The organism is Mycobacterium venezuelense, assembly GCF_054919535.1.
Genome location: NZ_JBONDW010000017.1, coordinates 99451 through 121934 on the forward strand (window position 1 = coordinate 99451; position 22484 = coordinate 121934).

Here is a 22484-nt window from a genome sequence, read left to right on the forward strand (position 1 = left end):
TCTCGTGATAAGAAAAGGAGTGTTTCATGGGGCAACTGTCGCATCGGGTTGACATCCCGTTCCCGCTGTTCGACGCGGACAACCACCTGTACGAGCCGCCGGAGGCGATGACCAAGTACCTGCCCAAGGAGTACAAGGACGTCGTCCAGTACGTCGAGGTCAACGGCCGCACCAAGATTGCGCTCAAGGGCCAGATCAGCAACTACATCCCCAACCCCACGTTCTCGGTGGTCGCCAAGCCGGGAGCCTGGGAGGAGTACTTCAAATACGGCAACCCGGACGGCAAGAGCAAGCGCGAACTGTTCGGTGAGCCGATGAAGGCGATCCCGGCATTCTTCGAGCCCGAGCCGCGCATCAAGGTCATGGACGAACTCGGCGTCGACCGCAGCCTCATGTTCCCGACACTCGCCAGCCTGATCGAGGAACGCCTCTCCGACGATCCGGTCGCCATCCATGTGCTCATCCACGCCCTCAACCAGTGGCTGGACGAGGTGTGGGGCTTCAACTACCAGAACCGCATCTTCACCACCCCGGTCATCACCCTGCCCATCGTCGAAAAGGCGATCGAAGAGCTGGAATGGTGCGTCAAGCGCGGCGCCCGTGCCATCCTGATCCGTCCTGCGCCGGTGCCGGGCTTCCGCGGGCCGCGCTCGTTCGCGCTGCCCGAGTTCGACCCGTTCTGGGAGCGGGTCGTCCACCACGACGTGTTCGTCGGCATGCACTCGTCGGACAGCGGCTACTCCCGGTACACGTCCGAGTGGGACGGCGCCGCGCAGGAGATGCTGCCGTTCCAGACCAACGCCATGGCGATCCTCAACGAGTGGCGGCCGATCCAGGACGCGGTGGCCTCGTGGGTGATCCACGGCGCGCTGTTCCGGCATCCGAAGCTCAAGGTGGGCATCGTCGAGGCCGGGTCCAAATGGATGTTCCCGCTGCTCGACTCCATGGCCGAGGTGTGGAAGAAGGCGCCGGAAGCGTTCTTGGGCAACCCGATCGAGGAGATCAAGAACCGCATCTACGTCAGCCCGTTCTACGAGGAGGGCATCGACGATCTGATCAACCTGATCGGCGTCGATCAGGTGCTGTACGGCTCGGACTGGCCGCATCCCGAAGGCCTGGCCGAACCGACGCATTACGTGACCGCGCTCGAGCACCTGTCCGTCGAAGATCAGGCCAAGATCATGGGTGGCAACCTGGGTCGTCTCGTCACGACGTGACCGGGGTTCCTTGGCAGACCATCCCCGAGATGGTCTTGAGCGCAGCGGACCGATTCGGCGACGCCGAAGCCGTCGTCGACGGTCCGCTGCGCTTGACCTTCAGCCAGCTCACCGAGCGGGTTCGCCGCGCGGCGGGCGCGTTCAACGGACTCCGCATCGAGCGGGGCGACCGGATCGCCATCTGGGCGCCGAACTCGGCGGAGTGGATGATCGCCGCGTTCGGGGCACTGACCGCCGGTGCGGTGATGGTACCCGTCAACACCCGGTTCAAGGCCGAGGAGGCCGGCGATGTCATCCGGCGCAGCGGCGCGAAAGCCGTTCTGCGTCAACAAGGTTTTCTCGGCCAGGAGTTCGAGGTGCCCGCCGGGGTACCGGCGATCGAGTTGAAGTCGGGCTTCCTCGAAAGCGGGCCCGCGTATGAAGCGCCGGACCTGAGCGGCACCGACATCGCCGACATCATCTACACCTCGGGAACCACCGGCCGCCCCAAGGGCGTCATGATGAACCATCGGCAGACGCTGCGGCTCTACGCCGAATGGTGCGATCTCGCCGATCTGCGCGAGGGCGACCGCTACCTCATCGTGAATCCGTTCTTTCACACGTTCGGTTACAAGGCCGGCTGCATCGCCTCGCTCATCCGGGGCGCCACGGTGCTGCCCGTTCCGGTGTTCGATGTCGATGCCGTGGTGGAACTGATCGCGGCCGAACGCATCACGATGCTGCCCGGTCCGCCGACGTTGTATCACTCGCTGCTCGCGGTTCCGGACAAGACCAAGCTGGCCACCCTGCGGGCCGGCGTGACGGGGGCCGCCGACATACCCGTGGAACTCGTCCGCCGAATCCATGAGGAGCTGCCGTTCCAAACTCTGGCGACCGGATACGGCCTGACCGAGGCCGGAACCGCGACCCTGTCGCGGCCGGGGGATTCGTTCGAGGACATCGCCACCACGGTCGGCACCGCGTGCGACGGCGTCGAGGTCACGGTGGCCGACGACGGTGAGGTACTGGTCCGCGGCTACAGCGTGATGCAGGGCTACTTCGACGATCCGGCCGCCACGGCCGAAGCCGTCGATGGCGACGGCTGGCTGCACACCGGAGACCTCGGCACGCTCGACGACAACGGTCGGCTGCGCATCGTCGGACGCAAGAAAGACATGTTCATCGTCGGCGGTTTCAATGCCTACCCCGCGGAGATCGAAGGTTTCCTGCTGGAGCACCCGGACGTTGCGCAGGCCGCCGTCATCGGCGTCGACGACGAACGGCTCGGCCAAGTCGGCAAGGCCTTCGTGGTCGTCAAGCAACGGCCGGGTGCGACGCGGGATTCCGTTTCGGCCGAGGATCTGATTGCCTGGAGCCGTGAACGCATGGCCGGCTACAAGGTTCCGCGGTACGTGGAGTTTCTCGACGAGTTGCCCCTCAACGCCACGGGCAAGGTCATGAAGGATCAGCTGCAGACCCGGTTACGGACGGAAGACCGATCAGAATCGGCTGAGCATTCGCACAGCACGTAAACATCATTTCCGCAGTAAGAACGGCATATCCGTGCCCTTTGTGAATGATGTATGGTCGGGACACTGTCAGAAACTGATAACGTGATTCTCATTAAGCAGGCTGCTGAACGGACAGGAGGTCGACATGCCGTCCCGCAAGCCTTCGCCGCCGGTACTCGATACCGGAGACGACATCGATGTCGATGCGGTGTCGCCGAGCGACCCGCTCGCGTTGGCCGAGCAGGCCGAGGCCGAAGCCGAGGAGGCTGAGGCGATAGCCGCCGCCGCGCGGGCCAGGGCCCGTGCCATCCGGTTGCGCCGGGAAGCCGAGCAGGCGGCCAAGAGCGAACCTGACCCGCCGTCCGACGGCGTTGAGACGGCTCAGGTGGCCGACGCCGACGGCGCCGGCGATGCCGTCGTCGATGAGATCAGTGAAAGCGCGGCCGAGGAAGCGCCTGCGATCGAGCATGATCGCAGGCTTCGTGCACCGGGGAGCCGCTTCTGGAAGCGCCTGGCTGTCGGTGTGGCAGCCCTTGCGACAATCGCCTTGCTGTCGGCCAGCGGCTTCATGGTCGTCAATCACCGCCAGGTGCAGGCCGAGCAGCAACGGGCCGCGGAGTTCGCCGCCGCAGCACGGCAGGGCGTCGTCACATTGATGTCGCTGGACTTCAACCACGCCAAAGAGGACGTCCAGCGGATCATCGACAGCTCGACCGGACAGTTCAAAGCCGACTTCGAGGCGACCGCTGACGACTTCACAAAGGTGGCCGAGCAGTCCAAGGTCGTCACCGATGTGACCGTCAACTCGACGGCCGTCGATTCGATGACCGACGACTCCGCCGTCGTCCTGGTCGCCGCGACGTCCCACATCACCAATGCCGCGGGTGCCAAACAAGATCCACGCAACTGGCGCCTGAGTGTCAGCGTCGCCCGCGACGGTGACCAGATCAAGTTGTCGAAAGTCGAGTTCGTACCGTGACCGTGGATCAGGACATCGCAGACACCGCCGCCCTCGAGGACACTGCAGTCGACGACGCGGCGGACGAACCGTCCACCGCCAAGTTCGAAGACGGTGAAGGACGGGAGGAGCCGGCAGGTGCCGGCACCGACGACGACGAATCCCCCCAGCGGGGAAAACGGATCGCCGCACGGGTGATCAAGGGCAAGCTCGTACCGATAATGGTTGCGGTGGCGTTGATCGCGTCGGCGGCAGTGACGGCGGTGCTGTACTTCACCCAGTTCCGGGTCGATCAGCAGACCGACGCCGCGGCGGCGGAGGTGGCCGTCAAGGCGGCCACCGACGGCACCGTCGCGTTGCTGTCGTACGCCCCGGACACGTTGGACAAGGACTTTGCCAACGCGAAATCGCATCTGACGGGGGACTTCCTGTCCTACTACACCGACTTCACCACCAAGGTCGTCACGCCGGCAGCCCAGCAGAAGAAGGTGAAGACGAACGCCACGGTAGTCAATGGCGCTGTCGCGGAAATCACGCCGGATTCCGCAGTGGTTCTGCTGTTCATCAACCAGACCACCACGAGCGAAGAGAATCCGGATGGGGCGTTTGCGGTCAGCAGCGTCAAAGTCGGCTTGAGCAAGATCGACGGCAACTGGTTGATCTCGACCTTCGACCCGGTGTAGGGCCGGATCGCCGCTCAGTCCTCGGCGTGGCGTTCGTACTCCCAACGCTCGAGCCGGGCCTGCAGTTCATGGAGCCCGAATGCGATGAGCGGGACGCCGAGAATGGCCATGGCGACGAGTAACGCGGTCATGGCATCGCTCCGCAATTCGGACGTCGTATCGCGGGTGACGCCAGCGCCGCCTGCTTGAGCGCGTGGAAACGAGCGCGTTCGGTCACACACCACGGTTCCGTCCAGCCGTCGAGCAGATCGCCGTCGCCCAGCAGGCGGCGCAGTCGCGGATCCGAATCCGGGCTCATGCGTTCGGCCAGGTGCAGCGCCTCATGCCAGTCCACCCACACGTGCGGTGCGAGCGCCAGGTGATGGCGATTCACCACCAGCAACGGGTCGGCGCCCAGTGGGCGCAGGCGCCACAGCGCCGAACGCAACGACGCGACCGCTTTGGCCGGCGGACTGTACGGCCACAGCGTGGCGCACACCCAGCTACGGTGCAACTCTCGGCGTTTCACGGCGGCCAAAGCCACCACCCGGCGACACGACGGTGGTAACACCAACGGCTTCATGTCACGGTATACGGCGAACTCACCCACGAGGTTCAGCGCGAACTGCTTGGACACGCGCTCAATCGTCGAGCGCGGCAGTCGCTGTGACACCAGTAGTGCACTACTCGTTTTTCGTCTGCGGGACCCGTGCGGCGGCAACCGTGTGCGCGCGGCAACTATGCGGTGAAATGGAGCGGTTGCGGGGGGCCTGACGGCTGAGGGAGGCCGCCTTCCCGCGGGCGAACAGAAAAGGGACGGACCAGGTGAACGACAGCGAACCGAAGCTCCCCGTGCGTGTACACCGGCTGAACCGGATGGCCGGACGCGATCCACACGAGCAGCACCGCGTGGCCACTCCGTTGGAGCTGCTGTTCGACCTGACGTTCGTGATCGCCTTCGGCGTCGCCGCGTCGCAGTTGGCCCATTTGATGGCCGAAGGGCATGTCGGCGCCGGGTTGGTGGCGTTCGGGTTCGCGTCGTTCGCGATCTGGTGGGCGTGGATGAACTTCACCTGGTTCGCGTCGGCCTTCGACACCGACGACTGGGTGTACCGGGCGATGACCATGCTGCAGATGGTCGGCGTCATCATCCTCGCGCTCGGTCTGCCCCAGCTGTTCGCCTCCGTCGAGCACGGCGGGCACGTCGACAACACCGTGTTGGTGGCCGGCTACGTGGTGATGCGAGTCGCCCTGGTGGGGCAGTGGTTACGGGCGGCCAAACAGGATCCGGAACATCGGTCGGCGTGCCTGACCTATGCGGCCGCGGTGGTCGTGGCGCAGATCGGCTGGATCGTTCAGATCTTCGCCCACACGTCGGTTCTGGTGTTCTTCCTGTCCGCGGCCGTCCTCGTCGTGGTGGAGGTGTCGGGTCCGTTCCTGGCCGAGCGGCGCATGGGCGGCACGCCGTGGCATGCCCATCACATCGCCGAGCGGTACGGGTTGCTCGCGATCATCGCGCTCGGCGAGGGTGTGGTCGGCACGGTCGCCTCGTTGACGGCCGCGGTCGGGGAGCAGGGCTGGTCCACCGATGCGATCCTGCTCGTGATCGCCGGAACCGGCCTGACGTTCGGCATGTGGTGGGTCTACTTCCTGGTGCCGGCCGCGGAACTTCTGCATGCCCACCGGAGACTGTCGTTCTGGTACGGCTACCTGCATCTGGTGGTGTTCGGGTCGATCGTGGCGACCGGCGCCGGCCTGCACGTGGCCGCCTATTACATCGAGGATCATTCCGAGCTGGATTCGGTTGCCACGGTGCTCGCGGTCGCGATACCGGTCGGGATCTACCTCGTGGGGATGTTCGTCATCTACTCGGTGCTTGTCGGCGAAATCGATGTCTTGCACACCGGGCTGCTGGTGCTGGCCGGCGTGGCGTTGGGGGCAGCGGTCGCGATGGCCTCGGCCGGCATTTCGATGGCCCTGTGTCTGCTCGTGGTGACGGGTGCGCCGGTGGTGGTCGTCGTCGGTTACGAGGTGATCGGCCATCGGCATGCCCGGCGAATAGTCGCCAGGCGGCTGGCGGATCAACGTGAGGGGTGAGCCTCGAACCCCTCCAGCAGCATGCGTTCCTGCTCGGCCTTCATCAGTCGGCGGGCCTTCATCCGCGTGATGAGAATGCCGATCGTGGCCAGGACCCACACCGCGTACTGCACGGTCCAGGCCACCCGGAACGACTCGAACGAGTAACTGCCGGCGTGGGACAGGATCACGCCCATCGCCTGCATCACCAGCAGCGCGGCCAGAAAACCGCCCATGTTCACCATGCCCTGAGCGGTGCCGAGGGTCGCGCTCGGATTGAACGTGCGGGCGGAGTCGAATCCGACCATCGAACCGGGGCCACCGACCGAGATGACGACGATGAGCACCAGCAGCAGCCACAGCGGAGCCGGGCCCGGCAGCGCCAGCACCACCGTCCAGGCCAGTGCGTTGCTCGCGATGATCGCGAGCACCAGGCGGGATCTGCGGTGCGGATGACGGCCGGTGAAGATCCCGATGACGATGCCCGCAGAAATCGCCGTGACCACGGAGATGGTCAGCAACGTGCCGGCCGCGGTTGTCGAAAGTCCCTGCGCGACGGTCAGATACGGCACACCCCACATGAGCGCGAACACCGTGACCGAAAACTGGGTGCCCATGTGGGTGAAGAAGCCCAGCCGGGTTCCGGGGCGCAGCCACACGGTCCGCACGCTGGCCAACGTGTCGCGCACGGTGGTGGTCTCAGCAGCCACCACGGAGCCGTGCGGGGTGTTGCGCACCAACGCGAACGCCAACGCCATCGCCAGCAATCCGAACGCGCCCACCGACAGGTACGCGGGGGTCCAGCCGGCCGCGGTGAGCAGCGCCAGGAACGGCACCGCCGAGAGCACCTGGCCGAGTTGTCCGCAGATGCCGGTCAGCTGGGTCAGCAACGGCACCTGGGAGGGTTTGAACCAGTGCGGTACGAGGCGCAACACCGAGATGAAGGTGACCGCGTCGCCCAGGCCGACGATCGCGCGCGCAGCGAGCGCGGCCGGCAGTGACTCACTGAGTGCCAGGACCAGTTGGCCGGAGGCCATCAACGCCGCACCGGAGACGATGAGCACTCGCGAACCGAACCGGTCCAGCAGTACCCCGGCGGGTACCTGGGCGCAGGCGTAGACCACGACCTGGAGAACGACGAACGTCGACAGCACACTCGGGTTGGCGGCAAACCTGTCGGCGGCCTGCAGGCCGGAAACGCCGAGAGTGGTCCGGTCGAGCACGGCGACGATGTAGGCGAGTAGTCCGGTGGTCCAAACGATCCAGGGACGCACACGGAGCCTTTCGCCGAGCAGATTTGTCTTAATGTCCTGATCCATCGTCGCCCAGGACCGGCCCGGGATTCCAATTCGGTCGGGGTGAATTCACTCACCGTGCCCGGGCGAATCACTTCACGAGTTGGCTGGAATTGCACAACGATGTGGAGCTAGGTGCGGATAAATCTACATTCGTGCAGATAAAAGCTTTGCCTATTGGTCAGCGAGGGGATGGCCTAGAGTGGTTGCAAATTCGCTCGCAACGTTCGGCCGAAGGTAGGGTGTCGGTATGAATTGCTGTTCAAGTCGGCGTGGGCGGCGTCGGGTTGGCTGAGTATCGCCTGGAGGACCTGGCGCGTTTGTCCGGCGTCAGCCCCCGCAATATCCGGGCATACCGGGAGCGCGGGTTACTCGATCCGCCGCGTCGCGTCGGACGCTCGGCATATTACGGCGAACCGCACCTGGCGCAGTTGAACGCGATCAGTCAGCTACTGGGCAAGGGATACAACTCCGCTCACATCGCCGAGTTCTTCGACAGTCTGCGCCGCGGCCAGGACCTCGCCGACATCCTCGGGATCGAGCGCACCGAGCTCGGCACACAGACGGTCACGCTTGAGATGGACCCGGCTGGAGACGACGCCCGCGCGCTCGTCGACTGCGGACTGGCCGAGGTCTCCGACGGTTCGGTGGTGCTGACCGATCCGGCATTGGGTGACCTCATCGAGCATGCGAGCGATCGGCGGTCGTATGTCCGCACGATGGTGCAGGTCGCCAAATCGACCGTCGCCGCGGTCAACGGCCTGGCCGACCTGACCGCGACAGCACTCACGCAAGGCGCGACACCGCCCGGCAGTCGCGAGCTCGCGAAGACCGTCGTCGCCGACAGTCTCGACCGAGCCCTGAAACAGCGGCTCGCCGCGGCCGAATAACCCCGCAGATTCGGTTGGGGTATCGGCCGAACGGTCTACGCGCCCCGCGTGCCGGGATCGCCGCCGAACCGTCCGGCAAGCCACACCGGAATGATCGCCAGCACAGTGAGCGCGGCCGCCACCACATTGATCACCGGAGCCTGGTTCGGCCGGAACAAATTCGAGAAGATCCAGATCGGCAGGGTCTGCACGGTAGGTCCCGCGGTGAACGTCGTCACCACGATCTCGTCGAACGACAAGGCGAACGCCAGAATGGCGCCGGCCACCAGCGCGCCACGCGCCATCGGCAACGTGACGAACCGGAACGTCTGCCAGGACGACGCGCCCAGATCGGCAGACGCGTCCTGCAGGCTCGTGCCCATCTGGCGCAGCCGGGCCGCGATGTTGTTGAACACGATGACGATGCAGAACGTGGCATGGCCGATGATCACGGTGGCCAAACCCAGTGTCATCGCCAGCGCCGAGGTGAACGTCGCGTTCAGCGCGATACCCGTGACGATGCCGGGGAGCGTGATGGGAAGCACCACGAGGAAACTCACCGCGCTGCGGCCGAAGAACCGGTAGCGCTGCACCGCGAACGCGATCATCGTCCCGAGCACCAGGGCGATGGCGGTCGCACCCAACCCGACCACGACGGAATTGGCCAGCGCCTTCCACATTCCGGTGCTACGCGCGGCATCGGCCCACCACGCCCAGGTGAAGCCGGTCGGCGGAAAGGCGAAAGTCCGGGATGCGTTGAACGCATTGACGAGAACCAGCAGCAGCGGCGTGTAGAGGAACACAAGGACCACCGCGGTCCAGATCCGCAACGCCCGGCGCCCGGTCGGCGAGAACATCAGACGTTCTCCATCGCGCCGGTGCGGCGCATCGCCAGCAGGTAGGCCACGATCGCCACGAGCGGGATGATCGACAACGCCGCCGCCAGCGGCTGGTTGTTGGCGGTGACGAGTTGTCCGTAGATGATGTTGCCGATCAACTGGGTCTTGCCTCCGACGATGGTCACGGCGATGTAGTCGCCCAGCGACAACGAGAAGGTGAAGATCGACCCGGCGGCGATGCCGGGAAACACCAATGGCGCCAGCACCATTCGGAGCGTCGCGAAGTCCGATGCGCCCAGGTCGGCGCTCGCGTCGGCGAGAGTGTCCGGTATGCGTTCGAATGCGGCGTAGACCGGAATCACCATGTAGGGCAGCCACAGGTACGTGAGGGTGATGACGGTGGCGATCAAACCGTAGCCGGGGGTGTAGCCCGTCGCCCACGTCAGCGGCCCTTCCGGGGACAGCAGCATGCGCCACGCGTAGGCCTTCACCAGGTAGCTTGCCCACAGCGGCGTCGTCACGGCGATCACCAGCATCAGCCGCAGCCTCGCCGTGGCGACCTTGGCCATGTACAGCGCGATCGGCACCGCGAGCACCGCGCAGACGACGGTGACCGTCAACGCCACGCCGACGGTGCGAAGCGCCGCGGTGCGGAACACGTCGTCGGTGAGGACTCGCACGATGTTGTCGCCGGTGAACGTGCGGACCACGGCGCCGGTGAACTCATCGGTGCTCCAGAAAGCCGAAACCAGGAGAACCGCAAGCGATCCGAGGTAGGCCACGGCAAGCCAGGCGAGTGGCGGCGTCAACAGCAACGCGAGCCGCACGCGGCGGGTCACCCCTTGATCTGCTGCCACTTGTCGACCCACTCGCTGTAGGCCGTGCAGTCGTCGCCGCTGCCGTCGACGCACTGCGTCTGCGGGGTGGTCCAGTAGTGGATCCGGGACGCGAACTCGGCGTCGGTCGCGTGGTAGATGTCGCAGAAGTCCTTCTGCGTGGTGTGTTCGCAGGCCTTGGTCTGGGCCGGCGCCTCGCCGAAGTACTCTGCGACCTGGGCGTTGATCTCCGGCGACGAGATCCAGTTCATCCACTTGTACATGCAGTTCGGATGGGCGGCCTTCGCCGACACCATCCAGGTGTCCGACCAGCCCGTGGATCCTTCCTTGGGCAGCACGGTGTTGACCTGAACCTTGTTGTCGGCGCCGATCGTGTTGGCGATCACCTGCCAGCTCGTGCCGATCACCGAGGTCCCGGATTCGAACGCCTGCACCTCCTTCGTGTAATCCGACCAGTACTCGCCGATGTTCTCCCGCTGGGCCTTGAGCAATTCGGTTGCGGCATCGAGTTGTTCGGAGGTCAGCGAGTACGGGTCGGTGATACCGAGTTCGGGTTTGGTCTTCGACAGGTACAGCGCCGCGTCGGCGATGTAGATCGGCGAGTCGTAGGCGGTGACCTTGCCCTTGTACTTGCTCGCATCGTCGAACACCGCCGCCCACGAGTTCGGTGCATCGCGCACCACGTTGACGTTGTACATCAACAGGTTTGCGCCCCAGCCGTGCGGGATGCCGTACATCTGCCCGTCGACCGAGTTCCACGGCTGGTCTTTCAAGAACGACGAGATCGTCTCGTAGTTGGGCACCAGATCGGTGTTGACCGGTGCCACGTCACCGGCATAGATGAGCCGGAGCGTGGCGTCGCCCGATGCCGATACCCCGTCGTACTGACCGCTGCGCATCAGCTGCACCATCTCGTCGGAGGTGTTGCCGATCTTGACGTTGACCTGGCAGCCCGTCTCCTGTTCGAACGGCGTCACCCAGTCGACGGCCTTGTCGTTGGAACCGTCCTCGGCGTAGCCCGCCCACGCCACCAGGTTGAGCTGTCCCTCGCCGTCGCCGACGGCGCTCAGCGGTTCCAGCTCCGGGGGAGATCCGCTCTCGCCGCCCGGGCTCTGCGATCCCGCGCACGCGACCACAAGGGTCGCACAGGCCGCGAGAACCAGACCGGTGTGCAGGGCAGGCCGTTTCATCGTCGGATCCTTTTTCGTCGTCGATCAATCGTCAAGGTGGTGAACGGCAGATTCCGGCCACGACAGCGTGATCGGTGAGCCGTGGGCGAGGCCGGCCGGAAGCGCGGTGTTCGCCGTGAGCACGCTCGCGCTGAGCGCGATGCCGCCGGTGGTGGCGGCGACGACGCGGGTGAGCGGGCCGGCGTAGATGATCTCGGTGACCGTCGCCGCAACGGCCCGGCAACCGACGGCAGGCGGAGTTTCGTTGTCCAGCACGGCAATCCGCTCGGGACGCACCGCCAGCGTGCCGGAGCGGCCGAACACCGCCGCGGCGGCTGAACCGTCGAGCACGTTGGACGTGCCGACGAAATCGGCCACAAAGCGGTTGGCCGGATGTTCGTAGACGTCACGTGCCCTGCCGACCTGTTCGATCCGTCCGTTGTTGAACACCGCCAAGCGGTCGCACAAGGTCAGTGCCTCGTCCTGGTCGTGGGTGACGATGACGAACGTGATCCCGACGTCGCGCTGGATCGACTTGAGTTCAACTTGCATCTGCTCGCGGAGTTTGAGATCGAGTGCGCCGAGCGGCTCGTCGAGCAGCAGCACCCGCGGGCGGCCGATGAGCGCCCTGGCCAGTGCCACGCGCTGACGCTGACCGCCCGACAGCTGCGCGGGTCGCCGTGCCGCCTGATCGGCCAGCCGCACCATGTCGAGGGCGTCGGCTGTGCGGCGCCTGCGCTCGGCTTTCGCGACCCCACGCACCCGCAGGCCGTACTCGACGTTCTGCGCGACCGTCATGTGCGGGAACAGCGCGTACTCCTGGAACACCGTGTTGACGTCACGGTGGCGGGCGGGCGTCGTCGTCACGTCCTGTCCACCCAACCGGATCGTGCCCGCGGTGGGTGCTTCGAAACCGGCGATCATGCGCAGCACCGTGGTCTTGCCCGAACCGGACGGCCCGAGGATCGCGAACAGTTCGCCGTCGTCGACCTCGAGGTCTGCGTGATCGATGGCGACCACGGGGTGTCGGTGCTCGCCGAACACTTTCCGGACGCCGAGCAGTTCGATGCCGGGTGTCGTGTGCGTGGTCTCGGCGGCCGGGTCGAGTGGTGAGCTGACCGTCCCCGAGGGCATGGCTCATCGTATGAAGCCCGCGGTCGGACCGTGGGGCCATTGACGGTCAATTGTGAAAATTGATGGCGCTGTGACCTGTGGCGTTGGATGTGGTGATTGGGGCGATCGCCGTAACCAGAGCCAATGGCGCCGGGGTGGACATCAACTACATCCCGAAGCCGCGCCATGGGCAGTGGGGCTGAAAACTTACCGACGAGTAAGGCTTGCCAGCAAACTATGGCTGAGAACCAGTACGGTTCGCTAGACAGAACGCCCCGGAATGTTGACCCGTCAGGGCCGTCTTCCAGGCACTCTGCCGCGGGAAAAATTTAGATAACGATTCGATAACAATACTGCTTTGATCTGCGCTGTTATGGCTACTCGACCGTAACCACCTGCATGCAGGACGTTTGTCCCGAATGGCTTCGATCCCCACTCGGCGCGGTGTTACGTTACCGGCGGTTACCCATGCGTAGAACTCGCCAGTAACCAATCTGGCCGGAAAATCCCCGTGTGCTCTTATGCCACTCTTAGTACGGCGGGACTGCGAGCGGAACCACCCACGCCCGGGCGGACCTCGCCCCGCCGGATTCGACGCTGAATCGCCGTTGGCCTGACGCCCGGGGAGCAAGGCCGCCCCCTGAGACCACGCCGCAGACACACGCAGACACGCGACAAGCCACACGCGACAACACGAGAGCAGCACGAGGAGATAGCGCCAGTGACGATCTACGAACACGACCGGGTGTCCGCCGGTTGGAGCGACGAGTCCGGATCTGACGGTTCGCAGACTGAAGCCACCCACGCGCTCGTCGATCGGCTGAGCGCCGGCGAGCCCTACGCCGTCGCCTTCGGCGGCCAGGGCAGCGCCTGGCTGGAGACGCTTGAGGAACTGGTGTCGTCGGCTGGCATCGAAGCCGAACTGGCCACCCTGGCCGGCGAGGCCGAATTGCTGCTTGAGCCGGTGGCCAAAGAACTCGTCGTCGTCCGGCCCATCGGGTTCGAGCCGCTGCAGTGGGTTCGCGCGCATGCGGCCGAGGAGCCGGTGCCGTCCGACAAGCAGCTGACCTCAGCCGCGGTGTCGGTGCCCGGCGTGCTGCTCACCCAGATCGCCGCCGTACGCGCCCTGGCGCGCCAGGGAATGGATCTGGCCGCCACGCCTCCGGTGGCCGTCGCAGGGCACTCTCAGGGCGTGCTGGCGGTCGAGGCGCTCGCCGCCAACGGTGCCAAGGATGTCGAACTGCTCGCGCTGGCTCAGCTGATCGGCGCCGCGGGAACCCTGGTGGCCCGGCGCCGCGGAATCACGGTCCTGGGGGACCGGCCGCCCATGGTGTCGGTCACCAACGCCGAGCCCGAGCGAATCTACGAACTGCTCGAAGAGTTCTCCGCCGACGTCCGCACCGTGCTGCCCCCGGTGCTGTCCATCCGTAACGGCCGCCGTTCGGTAGTGATCACGGGCACACCCGAGCAGCTGTCGCGCTTCGAGCTCTACTGCAACCAGATCGCTGAGAAAGAAGAGGCCGAGCGCAAGAGCAAAGTCCGCGGCGGCGCCGTTTTCGCTCCGGTCTTCGACCCGGTTCAGGTCGAGGTCGGGTTCCACACCCCGCGTCTGTCCGACGGCATCGACATCGTCGGCCGCTGGGCCGAGGCGGTCGGCATCGATGTCGAACTCGCCCGTGACATGACCGAGGCGATCCTGGTCAGCCAGGTCGACTGGGTCGACGAGATCACCGAGATCAGCGACGCCGGCGCCCGGTGGATCCTCGACCTGGGCCCCGGCGACATCCTGACCCGCCTGACGGCCCCGGTCATCCGCGGCCTCGGTATCGGCATCGTGCCTGCCGCGACCCGCGGCGGTCAGCGCAACCTGTTCACCGTCGGTGCGGTGCCCGAGGTGGCCCGCCCGTGGTCGAGCTACGCCCCGACCGTGGTGTCGCTGCCCGACGGTTCGGTGAAGCTCGCCACGAAGTTCACGCGGCTCACCGGACGTTCCCCGATCCTGCTCGCCGGGATGACCCCGACGACCGTCGACGCCAAGATCGTTGCCGCGGCGGCCAACGCCGGTCACTGGGCCGAGCTGGCCGGCGGCGGGCAGGTCACCGAGCAGATCTTCAACGACCGGATCGCCGAGCTGGGCACCTTGCTGGAGCCCGGCCGCGCCATCCAGTTCAACACCCTGTTCCTCGATCCGTACCTGTGGAAGTTGCAGGTCGGCGGCAAGCGCCTGGTGCAGCGGGCCCGCCAGTCCGGCGCCCCGATCGACGGTGTCGTGGTCAGCGCAGGCATCCCTGACCTCGAAGAGGCCGTCGAGCTGATCGACGAGCTCAACGAGATCGGCATCAGCCACGTCGTGTTCAAGCCGGGCACCGTCGAGCAAATCCGTTCGGTCATCCGTATCGCGGCCGAGGTGCCCACCAAGCCGGTGATCGTGCACATCGAGGGCGGCCGCGCCGGTGGCCACCACTCGTGGGAGGATCTCGACGACCTGCTGCTGGCCACCTACTCGGAGCTGCGGTCGCGGGCCAACATCACGATCTGCGTCGGCGGCGGCATCGGCACGCCCGAACGTTCCGCGGAATACCTCTCCGGCCGCTGGTCGGCGACCCACGGCTACCCCCTGATGCCGATCGACGGCATCCTCGTCGGCACGGCCGCCATGGCCACGCTCGAAGCCACCACGAGTCCTCAGGTCAAGCAGCTCCTGGTGGAGACCCAAGGCACCGAGGCCTGGGTGGGGGCCGGAAAAGCCGCGAACGGCATGGCATCCGGGCGCAGTCAGCTCGGCGCCGACATCCACGAGATCGACAACACCGCATCGCGGTGCGGTCGGCTGCTCGACGAGGTCGCCGGTGACGCCGATGCGGTCGCCGCGCGGCGCGACGAGATCATCGCGGCGATGGCCAACACGGCCAAGCCCTACTTCGGCGATGTCGCCGAGATGACCTACCTGCAGTGGCTGCGTCGCTATGTCGAGCTGGCCATCGGCGACGGCAGCAGCACCGCCGACACCAAGCGCGACGACTCGCAGTGGCTGGACATCACGTGGCGGGACCGCTTCGAGCAGATGCTCAAGCGCGCCGAAGCACGTTTGCACGCACAGGATTTCGGCCCGATCGAAACCCTCTTCGACGACGAGCGGCTGCTTGAGGACCCGAAGGCCGCGCTGACCGCGCTGGTGGGCGCCTATCCGGACGCCGCGTCGGTGCAGCTCCACCCGGCCGACGTGCCGTTCTTCGTAGAGCTGTGCAAGACGCTGGGCAAGCCCGTCAACTTCGTGCCGGTCATCGACAAGGACGTGCGCCGGTGGTGGCGCAGCGATTCGCTGTGGCAGGCCCACGACGCCCGTTACGACGCCGATCAGGTCTGCGTCATCCCCGGCACCGCTGCCGTCGCGGGCATCACCCGCGTCGACGAGCCCGTCGGTGAACTGCTCGACCGTTTCGAGCAGGCCGCGATCGACGAGGTGCTGGCCACCAACGGCGACGCCCAGCCGGTGATCTCGCGCCGTCAGGGCCGCACCGACGTGACCGGGCCGCTGGCGGTGCTGCTCGACGCCCCTGACGTGTTGTGGGCCGGTCGCATGGCCGTCAACCCGGTACACCGGATCGCCGCGCCGGGCGAGTGGCAGGTTAACGAGAACCGTTCGGCCACACATGCTTCCACCGGTGCCCGCCTCGAGGTCGCCGATAATTCACACGTCGTGCTGAGCGTGCCGCTTTCGGGAACGTGGATCGAGATCCGCTTCACGTTGACCGATGCGATCCGCAGTGGTGGCGCCCCGATCGTCGAGGTCGACGACGCCGCGAAGGCGATGCGTTCGGTGTTGGCCATCGCGGCCGGCGTCGACGGACCGGATGCGCTGCCGCCGGTCACCGACGGCGCCGCCACTGTCACCGTGGCGTGGGACCCCGAGCAGGTCGCCGACCACACCGGTGTCACCGCGACGTTCGGCGCCCCGCTGGCGCCGACGCTCACCGTCGTCCCCGACGCGCTCGTCGGCCGCTGCTGGCCTGCGGTGTTCGCCGCGATCGGCTCCGCCGTGACCGACAGCGGGTTCCCCGTCGTCGAGGGCCTGCTGAGCCTGGTGCACCTCGACCACGCTGCTCACCTGCTCGCGACGCTGCCGGCCGAGCCGGCCGAATTGACCGTCACCGCAACCGCTTCGGCCGCCACCGACACCGAGGTGGGTCGTGTGGTTCCGGTTTCGGTGACCGTGACTTCTGCTGACGGCACCGAGCTGGCCAAGCTCGAGGAGCGGTTCGCGATCCGCGGCCGCACCGGTGAGGCCGAGCTGACCGACCCGGTGCGCGCCGGTGGTGCGATCTCCGACAACGCGACCGACACCCCGCGCCGTCGTCGGCGTGACGTCACGATCGGTGCACCGGTCGACATGCGTCCGTTCGCGGTCGTCTCCGGTGACCACAACCCGATCCACACCGACCGTGCGGCCGCGCTGCTGGCCGGCCTGGAATCGCCGATCGTGCACGGCATGTGGCTGTCCGCGGCCGCTCAGCATGTCGTCACCGCCACCGATGGCAAGCCGATCCCGCCGGCCAAGCTGGTCGGCTGGACCGCTCGATTCCTCGGCATGGTCAAGCCGGGCGACGATGTGGACTTCCGCGTCGACCGCGTCGGAATCGACGTCGGCGCAGAGGTTTTGGAGGTCTCCGCGAAGGTCAACGGCGAGCTGGTGATGGCTGCCACCGCACGGCTGGCCGCCCCCAAGACCGTCTACGCCTTCCCCGGCCAGGGCATTCAGCACAAGGGCATGGGCATGGAGGTCCGCGCCCGGTCCAAGGCTGCCCGCAAGGTGTGGGACAGCGCCGACAAATTCACGCGTGAGACCCTCGGGTTCTCGGTGCTGCACGTCGTGCGCGACAACCCGACGAGCCTCATCGCGTCCGGTGTCCATTACCAGCACCCCGAGGGCGTGCTGTACCTGACGCAGTTCACCCAGGTCGCGATGGCTACCGTGGCGGCGGCGCAGGTTGCCGAGATGCGCGAGCAGGGTGCCTTCGTCGAGGGCGCGATCGCCTGCGGCCACTCCGTCGGTGAGTACACCGCGCTGGCGTGCGTGTCGGGCGTGTACGAGCTCGAGGCACTGCTTGAGGTCGTGTTCGCGCGCGGCGGCAAGATGCACGACATCGTGCCGCGCGACGAGCTCGGGCGCTCCAACTACCGGCTGGCCGCGATCCGGCCGAGCCAGATCGATCTCGACGACGCCGACGTCAAGAGCTTCGTCGCACAAATCGCGGCGAATACTGGTGAGTTCTTAGAGATCGTGAACTTCAACCTGCGGGGTTCGCAGTACGCGATCGCCGGCACCGTTCGCGGCCTCGAAGCCCTGGAGGAGGAGATCGAGCGGCGTCGCGAAATCAGCGGCGGCAAGCGGTCGTTCATCCTCGTTCCGGGTATCGACGTGCCGTTCCACTCCTCGGTGCTGCGGGTCGGTGTGGCCGACTTCCGCCGCAGCCTGGAGCGGGTCATGCCGCGGGACAAGGATCCCGAGCTGATCATCGGCAAGTACATCCCGAACCTCGTGCCCCGGCCGTTCACCCTGGACAAGGATTTCGTCCAGGAGATCCGGGACCTCGTGCCCGCCGAGCCGCTCGACGAGATCCTCGCCGACTACGACACCTGGCGTAACGAGAAGCCGGCCGAGCTGTGCCGCAAGATCGTCATCGAGTTGCTGGCCTGGCAGTTCGCCAGCCCGGTGCGCTGGATCGAGACGCAGGACCTGCTGTTCATCGAAGAGGCCGCGGGCGGCCTCGGTGTCGAGCGGTTCGTCGAGATCGGCGTGAAGTCGGCGCCCACCGTGGCAGGTCTCGCGACCAACACGCTCAAGCTGCCCGAGTACTCGCACAGCACGGTCGAGGTGCTCAACAGCGAGCGCGACGCCGCGGTGCTGTTCGCGACGGACACCGACCCCGAGCCTGAGCCCGAGGTCTCGGAAGAGCCGGCAAGCCCGTCCGCGGACGCCGCTCCGGCTGCCGAGGCGGCACCGGCTCCCGCGGCGGCTCCTGCCGCCCCGTCCGGTGGCCCGCGGCCCGACGACATCACGTTCGACGCGGCCGATGCCACGGTCGGACTCATCGCGCTGTCGGCCAAGATGCGTATCGATCAGATCGAGGCGCTCGACTCCATCGAGTCCATCACCGACGGGGCGTCGTCACGGCGCAACCAGCTGCTGGTCGACCTGGGGTCGGAGCTGAACCTCGGTGCGATCGACGGTGCGGCCGAGGCCGACCTCGGTGCGCTCAAGGGACAGGTGAGCAAGCTCGCCCGTACCTACAAGCCGTTCGGCCCGGTGCTGTCCGACGCGATCAACGATCAGCTGCGCACGGTCCTCGGGCCGTCCGGCAAGCGTCCGGCCTACATCACCGAGCGCGTCACCAAGACGTGGGAGCTCGGCCCGGGCTGGGCCAAGCACGTCACCGTCGAGGTCGCGCTGGGCACCCGTGAGGGCAGCAGCGTGCGCGGCGGTGATCTGGGCGGCCTGCACGCCGGTGCACTGCCGGATGCGGCAGGCGTCGACAAGGTCATCGACGCCGCGGTCGCGGCCGTTGCCGCACGACGCGGGGTGTCGGTGTCGCTGCCGTCGGCAGGCGGTGCCGGTGGCGGCGTGGTCGATTCGGCCGCGCTCGGCGAGTTCGCCGAGAAGGTCACCGGACGTGACGGTGTGCTCGCTTCGGCGGCCCGGCTGGTCCTCGGCCAGCTCGGACTCGACGACGCAGTCAGCACACCGGAAGCCGCGACGGACGCCGAGCTCGTCGATCTGGTCACCTCCGAACTCGGTTCGGACTGGCCGCGTTTGGTCGCGCCAGCGTTCGATGCCCGCAAGGCCGTCGTGTTCGACGACCGGTGGGCCAGCGCCCGTGAGGATCTGGTCAAGCTGTGGCTCGCCGACGAGAACGAGATCGACGAGCAGTGGCCGCAGCTGTCCGAGCGCTTCGAAGGTGCCGGGCATGTCGTTGCGACGCAGGCGAACTGGTGGCAGGGCAAGTCACTGGCCGCCGGCCGCAACGTTCACGCGTCGCTGTTCGGCCGGATCGCGGCCGGCGCGGAAAACCCGGGCAAGGGCCGCTACAGCGACGAAGTCGCGGTGGTGACCGGTGCGTCGAAGGGGTCGATCGCGTCGGCGGTCGTCGGGCAGCTGCTCGACGGCGGTGCGACCGTGGTCGCGACGACGTCGCGCCTGGACGACGACCGGTTGGCGTTCTACAAGAAGCTCTACCGCGACAACGCCCGCTTCGGCGCGACGCTGTGGGTGGTGCCCGCCAACATGGCGTCGTACTCCGACATCGACGCGCTCGTCGACTGGATCGGCAGTGAGCAGATCGAAAGCCTTGGGCCGCAATCGATTCACCTCAAGGATGCGCAGACCCCGACCCTGCTGTTCCCGTTCGCCGCGCCGCGCGTGGCGGGGGACCTGTCGGAGGTGGGTTCGCGTTCCGAGATGGAGATGAAGGTTCTGCTGTGGGCCGTGCAGCGGCTCATCGGCGGGCTGTCCACGATCGGCGCCGAGCGCGACATCGCGTCGCGTCTGCATGTGGTGCTGCCGGGCTCGCCGAACCGCGGCATGTTCGGCGGTGACGGTGCCTACGGCGAGTCCAAGTCGGCGCTCGACGCACTCGTGAACCGCTGGAGCGCCGAGGCCTCGTGGGCCGAGCGGGTCAGCCTCGCGCATGCGCTGATCGGCTGGACCAAGGGCACCGGCCTGATGGGTCATAACGACGCCATCGTCAGTGCGGTCGAAGAGGCCGGCGTGACCACCTACACCTCTGCGGAGATGGCGGCCATGCTGCTCGACCTCTGCACGGTGGAATCGAAGGTGGCCGCGGCGAATTCGCCGATCAAGGCTGATCTGACCGGCGGTCTGGGCGACATCAAGATCGACATGGCCGAGCTGGCTGCCAAGGCCCGCGAGGAAATGTCGGGTTCTGCTGCCGACGAGGACGAGGACGAGGCAAGCGGAACGATCGCCGCGCTGCCGTCCCCGCCGCGCGGCTACGACCCGGCTCCGGCGCCGGTCTGGGACGACCTCGACGTCGACCCGGCCGATCTGGTGGTCATCGTCGGCGGTGCCGAGCTCGGGCCGTACGGTTCGTCGCGCACCCGCTTCGAGATGGAGGTCTCGGGCGAGCTCTCGGCGGCCGGTGTGCTGGAGCTGGCGTGGACGACGGGTCTGGTCAAGTGGGAGGACGATCCCAAGGCCGGCTGGTACGACAGCGAAACCGGTGAGCTGGTTCCCGAATCGGAGATCGTGGAGCGCTACCACGATGCCGTGGTGGAGCGGTGCGGTATCCGCGAGTTCGTCGACGACGGCGCGATCGATCCCGATCACGCGTCGCCGCTGCTGGTGAGCGTGTTCCTGGACAAGGACTTCAGCTTCGTGGTGTCCAGCGAGGCCGACGCGCGGGCGTTCGTGTCCTTCGATCCCGAGCACACCGTGGCCCGCCCGGTGCCGGACTCCAGTGACTGGCAGGTGATCCGCAAGGCGGGCACCGAGATTCGGGTTCCGCGCAAGACGAAGCTGTCGCGCACGGTCGGCGCCCAGATCCCCACGGGCTTCGACCCCACGGTGTGGGGCATCACCCCGGACATGGCCAATTCCATTGACCGGGTCGCGCTCTGGAACATCGTGGCGACCGTCGACGCGTTCCTGTCGTCGGGCTTCACCCCGACCGAGCTCATGCGCTGGGTGCACCCCAGCTCGGTGGCCTCCACGCAGGGCACCGGCATGGGCGGCATGACCTCGATGCAGACCATGTATCACGGCAACCTGCTCGGCCGGGCCAAGCCGAACGACATCCTGCAGGAGGTGCTGCCGAACGTCGTTGCGGCACACGTCATGCAGAGCTACGTCGGTGGCTACGGCGCGATGGTCCACCCGGTCGGCGCGTGCGCCACCGCGGCAGTCTCGGTCGAGGAAGGTGTGGACAAGATCCGCCTCGGCAAGGCTGACCTCGTGGTGGCAGGCGGCTTCGACGATCTGACGCTGGAGGCCATCATCGGCTTCGGTGACATGGCGGCCACCGCCGACACCGAGATGATGCGGGCCAAGGGCATCAGCGACTCGAAGTTCTCCCGCGCCAACGATCGTCGCCGGCTCGGCTTCCTCGAGGCACAGGGTGGTGGCACCATCCTGCTGGCCCGCGGTGACCTGGCGGCCAAGATGGGTCTGCCGGTGCTGGCCGTGGTCGGCTACGCGCAGAGCTTCGCCGACGGCGTCCACACCTCGATCCCGGCCCCCGGTCTCGGTGCCCTCGGCGCCGGTCGCGGCGGCAAGGATTCGGTGCTGGCCCGGTCGCTGGCCAAGCTGGGCGTCGGAGCCGACGACATCGCGGTGATCTCCAAGCACGACACATCGACGCTGGCCAACGACCCCAACGAGACCGAGCTGCACGAGCGGCTCGCGGACTCGATGGGCCGTTCCGCTGGCGCGCCGATGTTCATCGTCAGCCAGAAGACGCTGACCGGGCACGCCAAGGGCGGCGCGGCGGTGTTCCAGATGATGGGTCTGTGCCAGATCCTGCGGGACGGCGTCATTCCGCCGAACCGCAGCCTGGACTGCGTCGACGACGAGCTGGCCACCTCGGGCCACTTCGTCTGGGTGCGCGAGGCCCTCGACCTGCGCGGCAAGTTCCCGCTCAAGGCCGGTCTGGTCACGAGCCTCGGCTTCGGTCACGTGTCGGGTCTGATCGCACTGGTGCACCCGGAGGCGTTCATCGCGGCACTGGATCCGGCGGAGCGCGAGGACTACCGCAAGCGGGCCGAGCAACGCACGCTGGCCGGTCAGCGCCGGTTGGCCTCGGCCATCGCCGGTGGGCGCCCGATGTACGAGAAGCCTGCCGATCGCCGGTTCGATCACGACGTGCCGGAGAAGCGCCAGGAAGCAGCGATGTTGCTGAACGTCGACGCCCGCCTCGGCGAAGACGATCTCTACGTCGGCTAGGGTCG

General features: G+C 66.9%; 13 protein-coding genes. 7 read left to right on the plus strand and 6 right to left on the minus strand.

What is annotated here, in order from left to right; all coding sequences use genetic code 11:
• The first annotated feature begins 26 nt into the window (after window positions 1–26).
• The 4 genes from ACRCUN_RS25015 (at window position 27) to ACRCUN_RS25030 (ending at window position 4348) form a co-directional block, all read left to right on the plus strand.
• Window positions 27–1217, plus strand: a complete 1191-nt coding sequence (locus ACRCUN_RS25015) for an amidohydrolase family protein (RefSeq protein WP_067847621.1) — start codon at window positions 27–29, stop codon at window positions 1215–1217.
• Window positions 1214–2728 carry a FadD3 family acyl-CoA ligase gene (locus ACRCUN_RS25020; RefSeq protein WP_462144313.1) on the plus strand — a complete coding sequence of 505 codons (1515 nt, stop codon included), beginning with the start codon at window positions 1214–1216 and terminating at the stop codon, window positions 2726–2728. The genes ACRCUN_RS25015 and ACRCUN_RS25020 overlap by 4 nt, the downstream gene beginning before the upstream one ends.
• Window positions 2729–2852: 124 nt before the next feature.
• Window positions 2853–3686, plus strand: coding sequence for an Rv1363c family protein (locus ACRCUN_RS25025; RefSeq protein WP_462144314.1), 834 nt, complete (start codon window positions 2853–2855; stop codon window positions 3684–3686).
• Window positions 3683–4348, plus strand: a complete 666-nt coding sequence (locus ACRCUN_RS25030; protein ID WP_462144315.1) for a twin-arginine translocation pathway signal — start codon at window positions 3683–3685, stop codon at window positions 4346–4348. The genes ACRCUN_RS25025 and ACRCUN_RS25030 overlap by 4 nt, the downstream gene beginning before the upstream one ends.
• Window positions 4349–4475: 127 nt before the next feature.
• Here the strand turns inward: ACRCUN_RS25030 and ACRCUN_RS25035 are convergent, their stop codons facing one another.
• Window positions 4476–4964, minus strand: coding sequence for an AfsR/SARP family transcriptional regulator (locus ACRCUN_RS25035; protein ID WP_462144316.1), 489 nt, complete (start codon window positions 4962–4964; stop codon window positions 4476–4478).
• Window positions 4965–5203: 239 nt separating this feature from the next.
• Between ACRCUN_RS25035 and ACRCUN_RS25040 the strand changes: the two genes are divergently transcribed.
• Complete coding sequence (locus ACRCUN_RS25040) at window positions 5204–6424, plus strand: low temperature requirement protein A (RefSeq protein ID WP_462144374.1); 1221 nt, start codon at window positions 5204–5206, stop codon at window positions 6422–6424.
• On the opposite strand, the gene ACRCUN_RS25045 is transcribed toward ACRCUN_RS25040, so the two are convergent.
• Entirely contained in the window at window positions 6409–7677 is a 1269-nt protein-coding gene (locus ACRCUN_RS25045; RefSeq protein WP_462144317.1) for an MFS transporter, read from the minus strand. The genes ACRCUN_RS25040 and ACRCUN_RS25045 overlap by 16 nt on opposite strands.
• Before the next feature lie 308 nt (window positions 7678–7985).
• Between ACRCUN_RS25045 and ACRCUN_RS25050 the strand changes: the two genes are divergently transcribed.
• Window positions 7986–8588: a MerR family transcriptional regulator gene (locus tag ACRCUN_RS25050; protein WP_462144318.1), complete on the plus strand. Its 603-nt coding sequence runs from the start codon at window positions 7986–7988 to the stop codon at window positions 8586–8588.
• A gap of 35 nt (window positions 8589–8623) precedes the next feature.
• Here ACRCUN_RS25050 and ACRCUN_RS25055 read toward each other — a convergent pair whose 3' ends face one another.
• From ACRCUN_RS25055 to ACRCUN_RS25070, 4 genes are read right to left on the minus strand one after another with little or no spacing between them, the layout of a single operon-like run.
• A complete protein-coding gene (locus tag ACRCUN_RS25055) occupies window positions 8624–9424 on the minus strand; it encodes an ABC transporter permease (protein WP_067847606.1) in 801 nt (266 codons plus the stop codon).
• Complete coding sequence (locus ACRCUN_RS25060) at window positions 9424–10263, minus strand: ABC transporter permease (RefSeq protein WP_462144319.1); 840 nt, start codon at window positions 10261–10263, stop codon at window positions 9424–9426. Before ACRCUN_RS25060 ends, ACRCUN_RS25055 begins: the two co-directional genes overlap by 1 nt.
• A complete protein-coding gene (locus tag ACRCUN_RS25065) occupies window positions 10242–11432 on the minus strand; it encodes an ABC transporter substrate-binding protein (protein ID WP_462144320.1) in 1191 nt (396 codons plus the stop codon). Before ACRCUN_RS25065 ends, ACRCUN_RS25060 begins: the two co-directional genes overlap by 22 nt.
• Window positions 11433–11456: 24 nt before the next feature.
• Window positions 11457–12545 (minus strand): ABC transporter ATP-binding protein, encoded by a 1089-nt coding sequence (locus tag ACRCUN_RS25070; protein WP_462144321.1) that lies wholly within the window; start codon window positions 12543–12545, stop codon window positions 11457–11459.
• Window positions 12546–13245: 700 nt separating this feature from the next.
• On the opposite strand from ACRCUN_RS25070, the gene ACRCUN_RS25075 reads away from it, so the two are divergent.
• Entirely contained in the window at window positions 13246–22479 is a 9234-nt protein-coding gene (locus tag ACRCUN_RS25075; RefSeq protein ID WP_462144322.1) for a fatty acid synthase subunit beta domain-containing protein, read from the plus strand.
• Window positions 22480–22484: the final 5 nt, after the last annotated feature.

Coding starts and splice junctions, on each gene's coding strand:
- ACRCUN_RS25040 (WP_462144374.1), top strand. CDS start 5,204: ATGGCCGGACGCGATCCACACGAGCAGCACCGCGTGGCCACTCCGTTG.
- ACRCUN_RS25025 (WP_462144314.1), top strand. CDS start 2,853: ATGCCGTCCCGCAAGCCTTCGCCGCCGGTACTCGATACCGGAGACGAC.
- ACRCUN_RS25055 (WP_067847606.1), bottom strand. CDS start 9,424: ATGTTCTCGCCGACCGGGCGCCGGGCGTTGCGGATCTGGACCGCGGTG.
- ACRCUN_RS25070 (WP_462144321.1), bottom strand. CDS start 12,545: ATGCCCTCGGGGACGGTCAGCTCACCACTCGACCCGGCCGCCGAGACC.
- ACRCUN_RS25015 (WP_067847621.1), top strand. CDS start 27: ATGGGGCAACTGTCGCATCGGGTTGACATCCCGTTCCCGCTGTTCGAC.
- ACRCUN_RS25065 (WP_462144320.1), bottom strand. CDS start 11,432: ATGAAACGGCCTGCCCTGCACACCGGTCTGGTTCTCGCGGCCTGTGCG.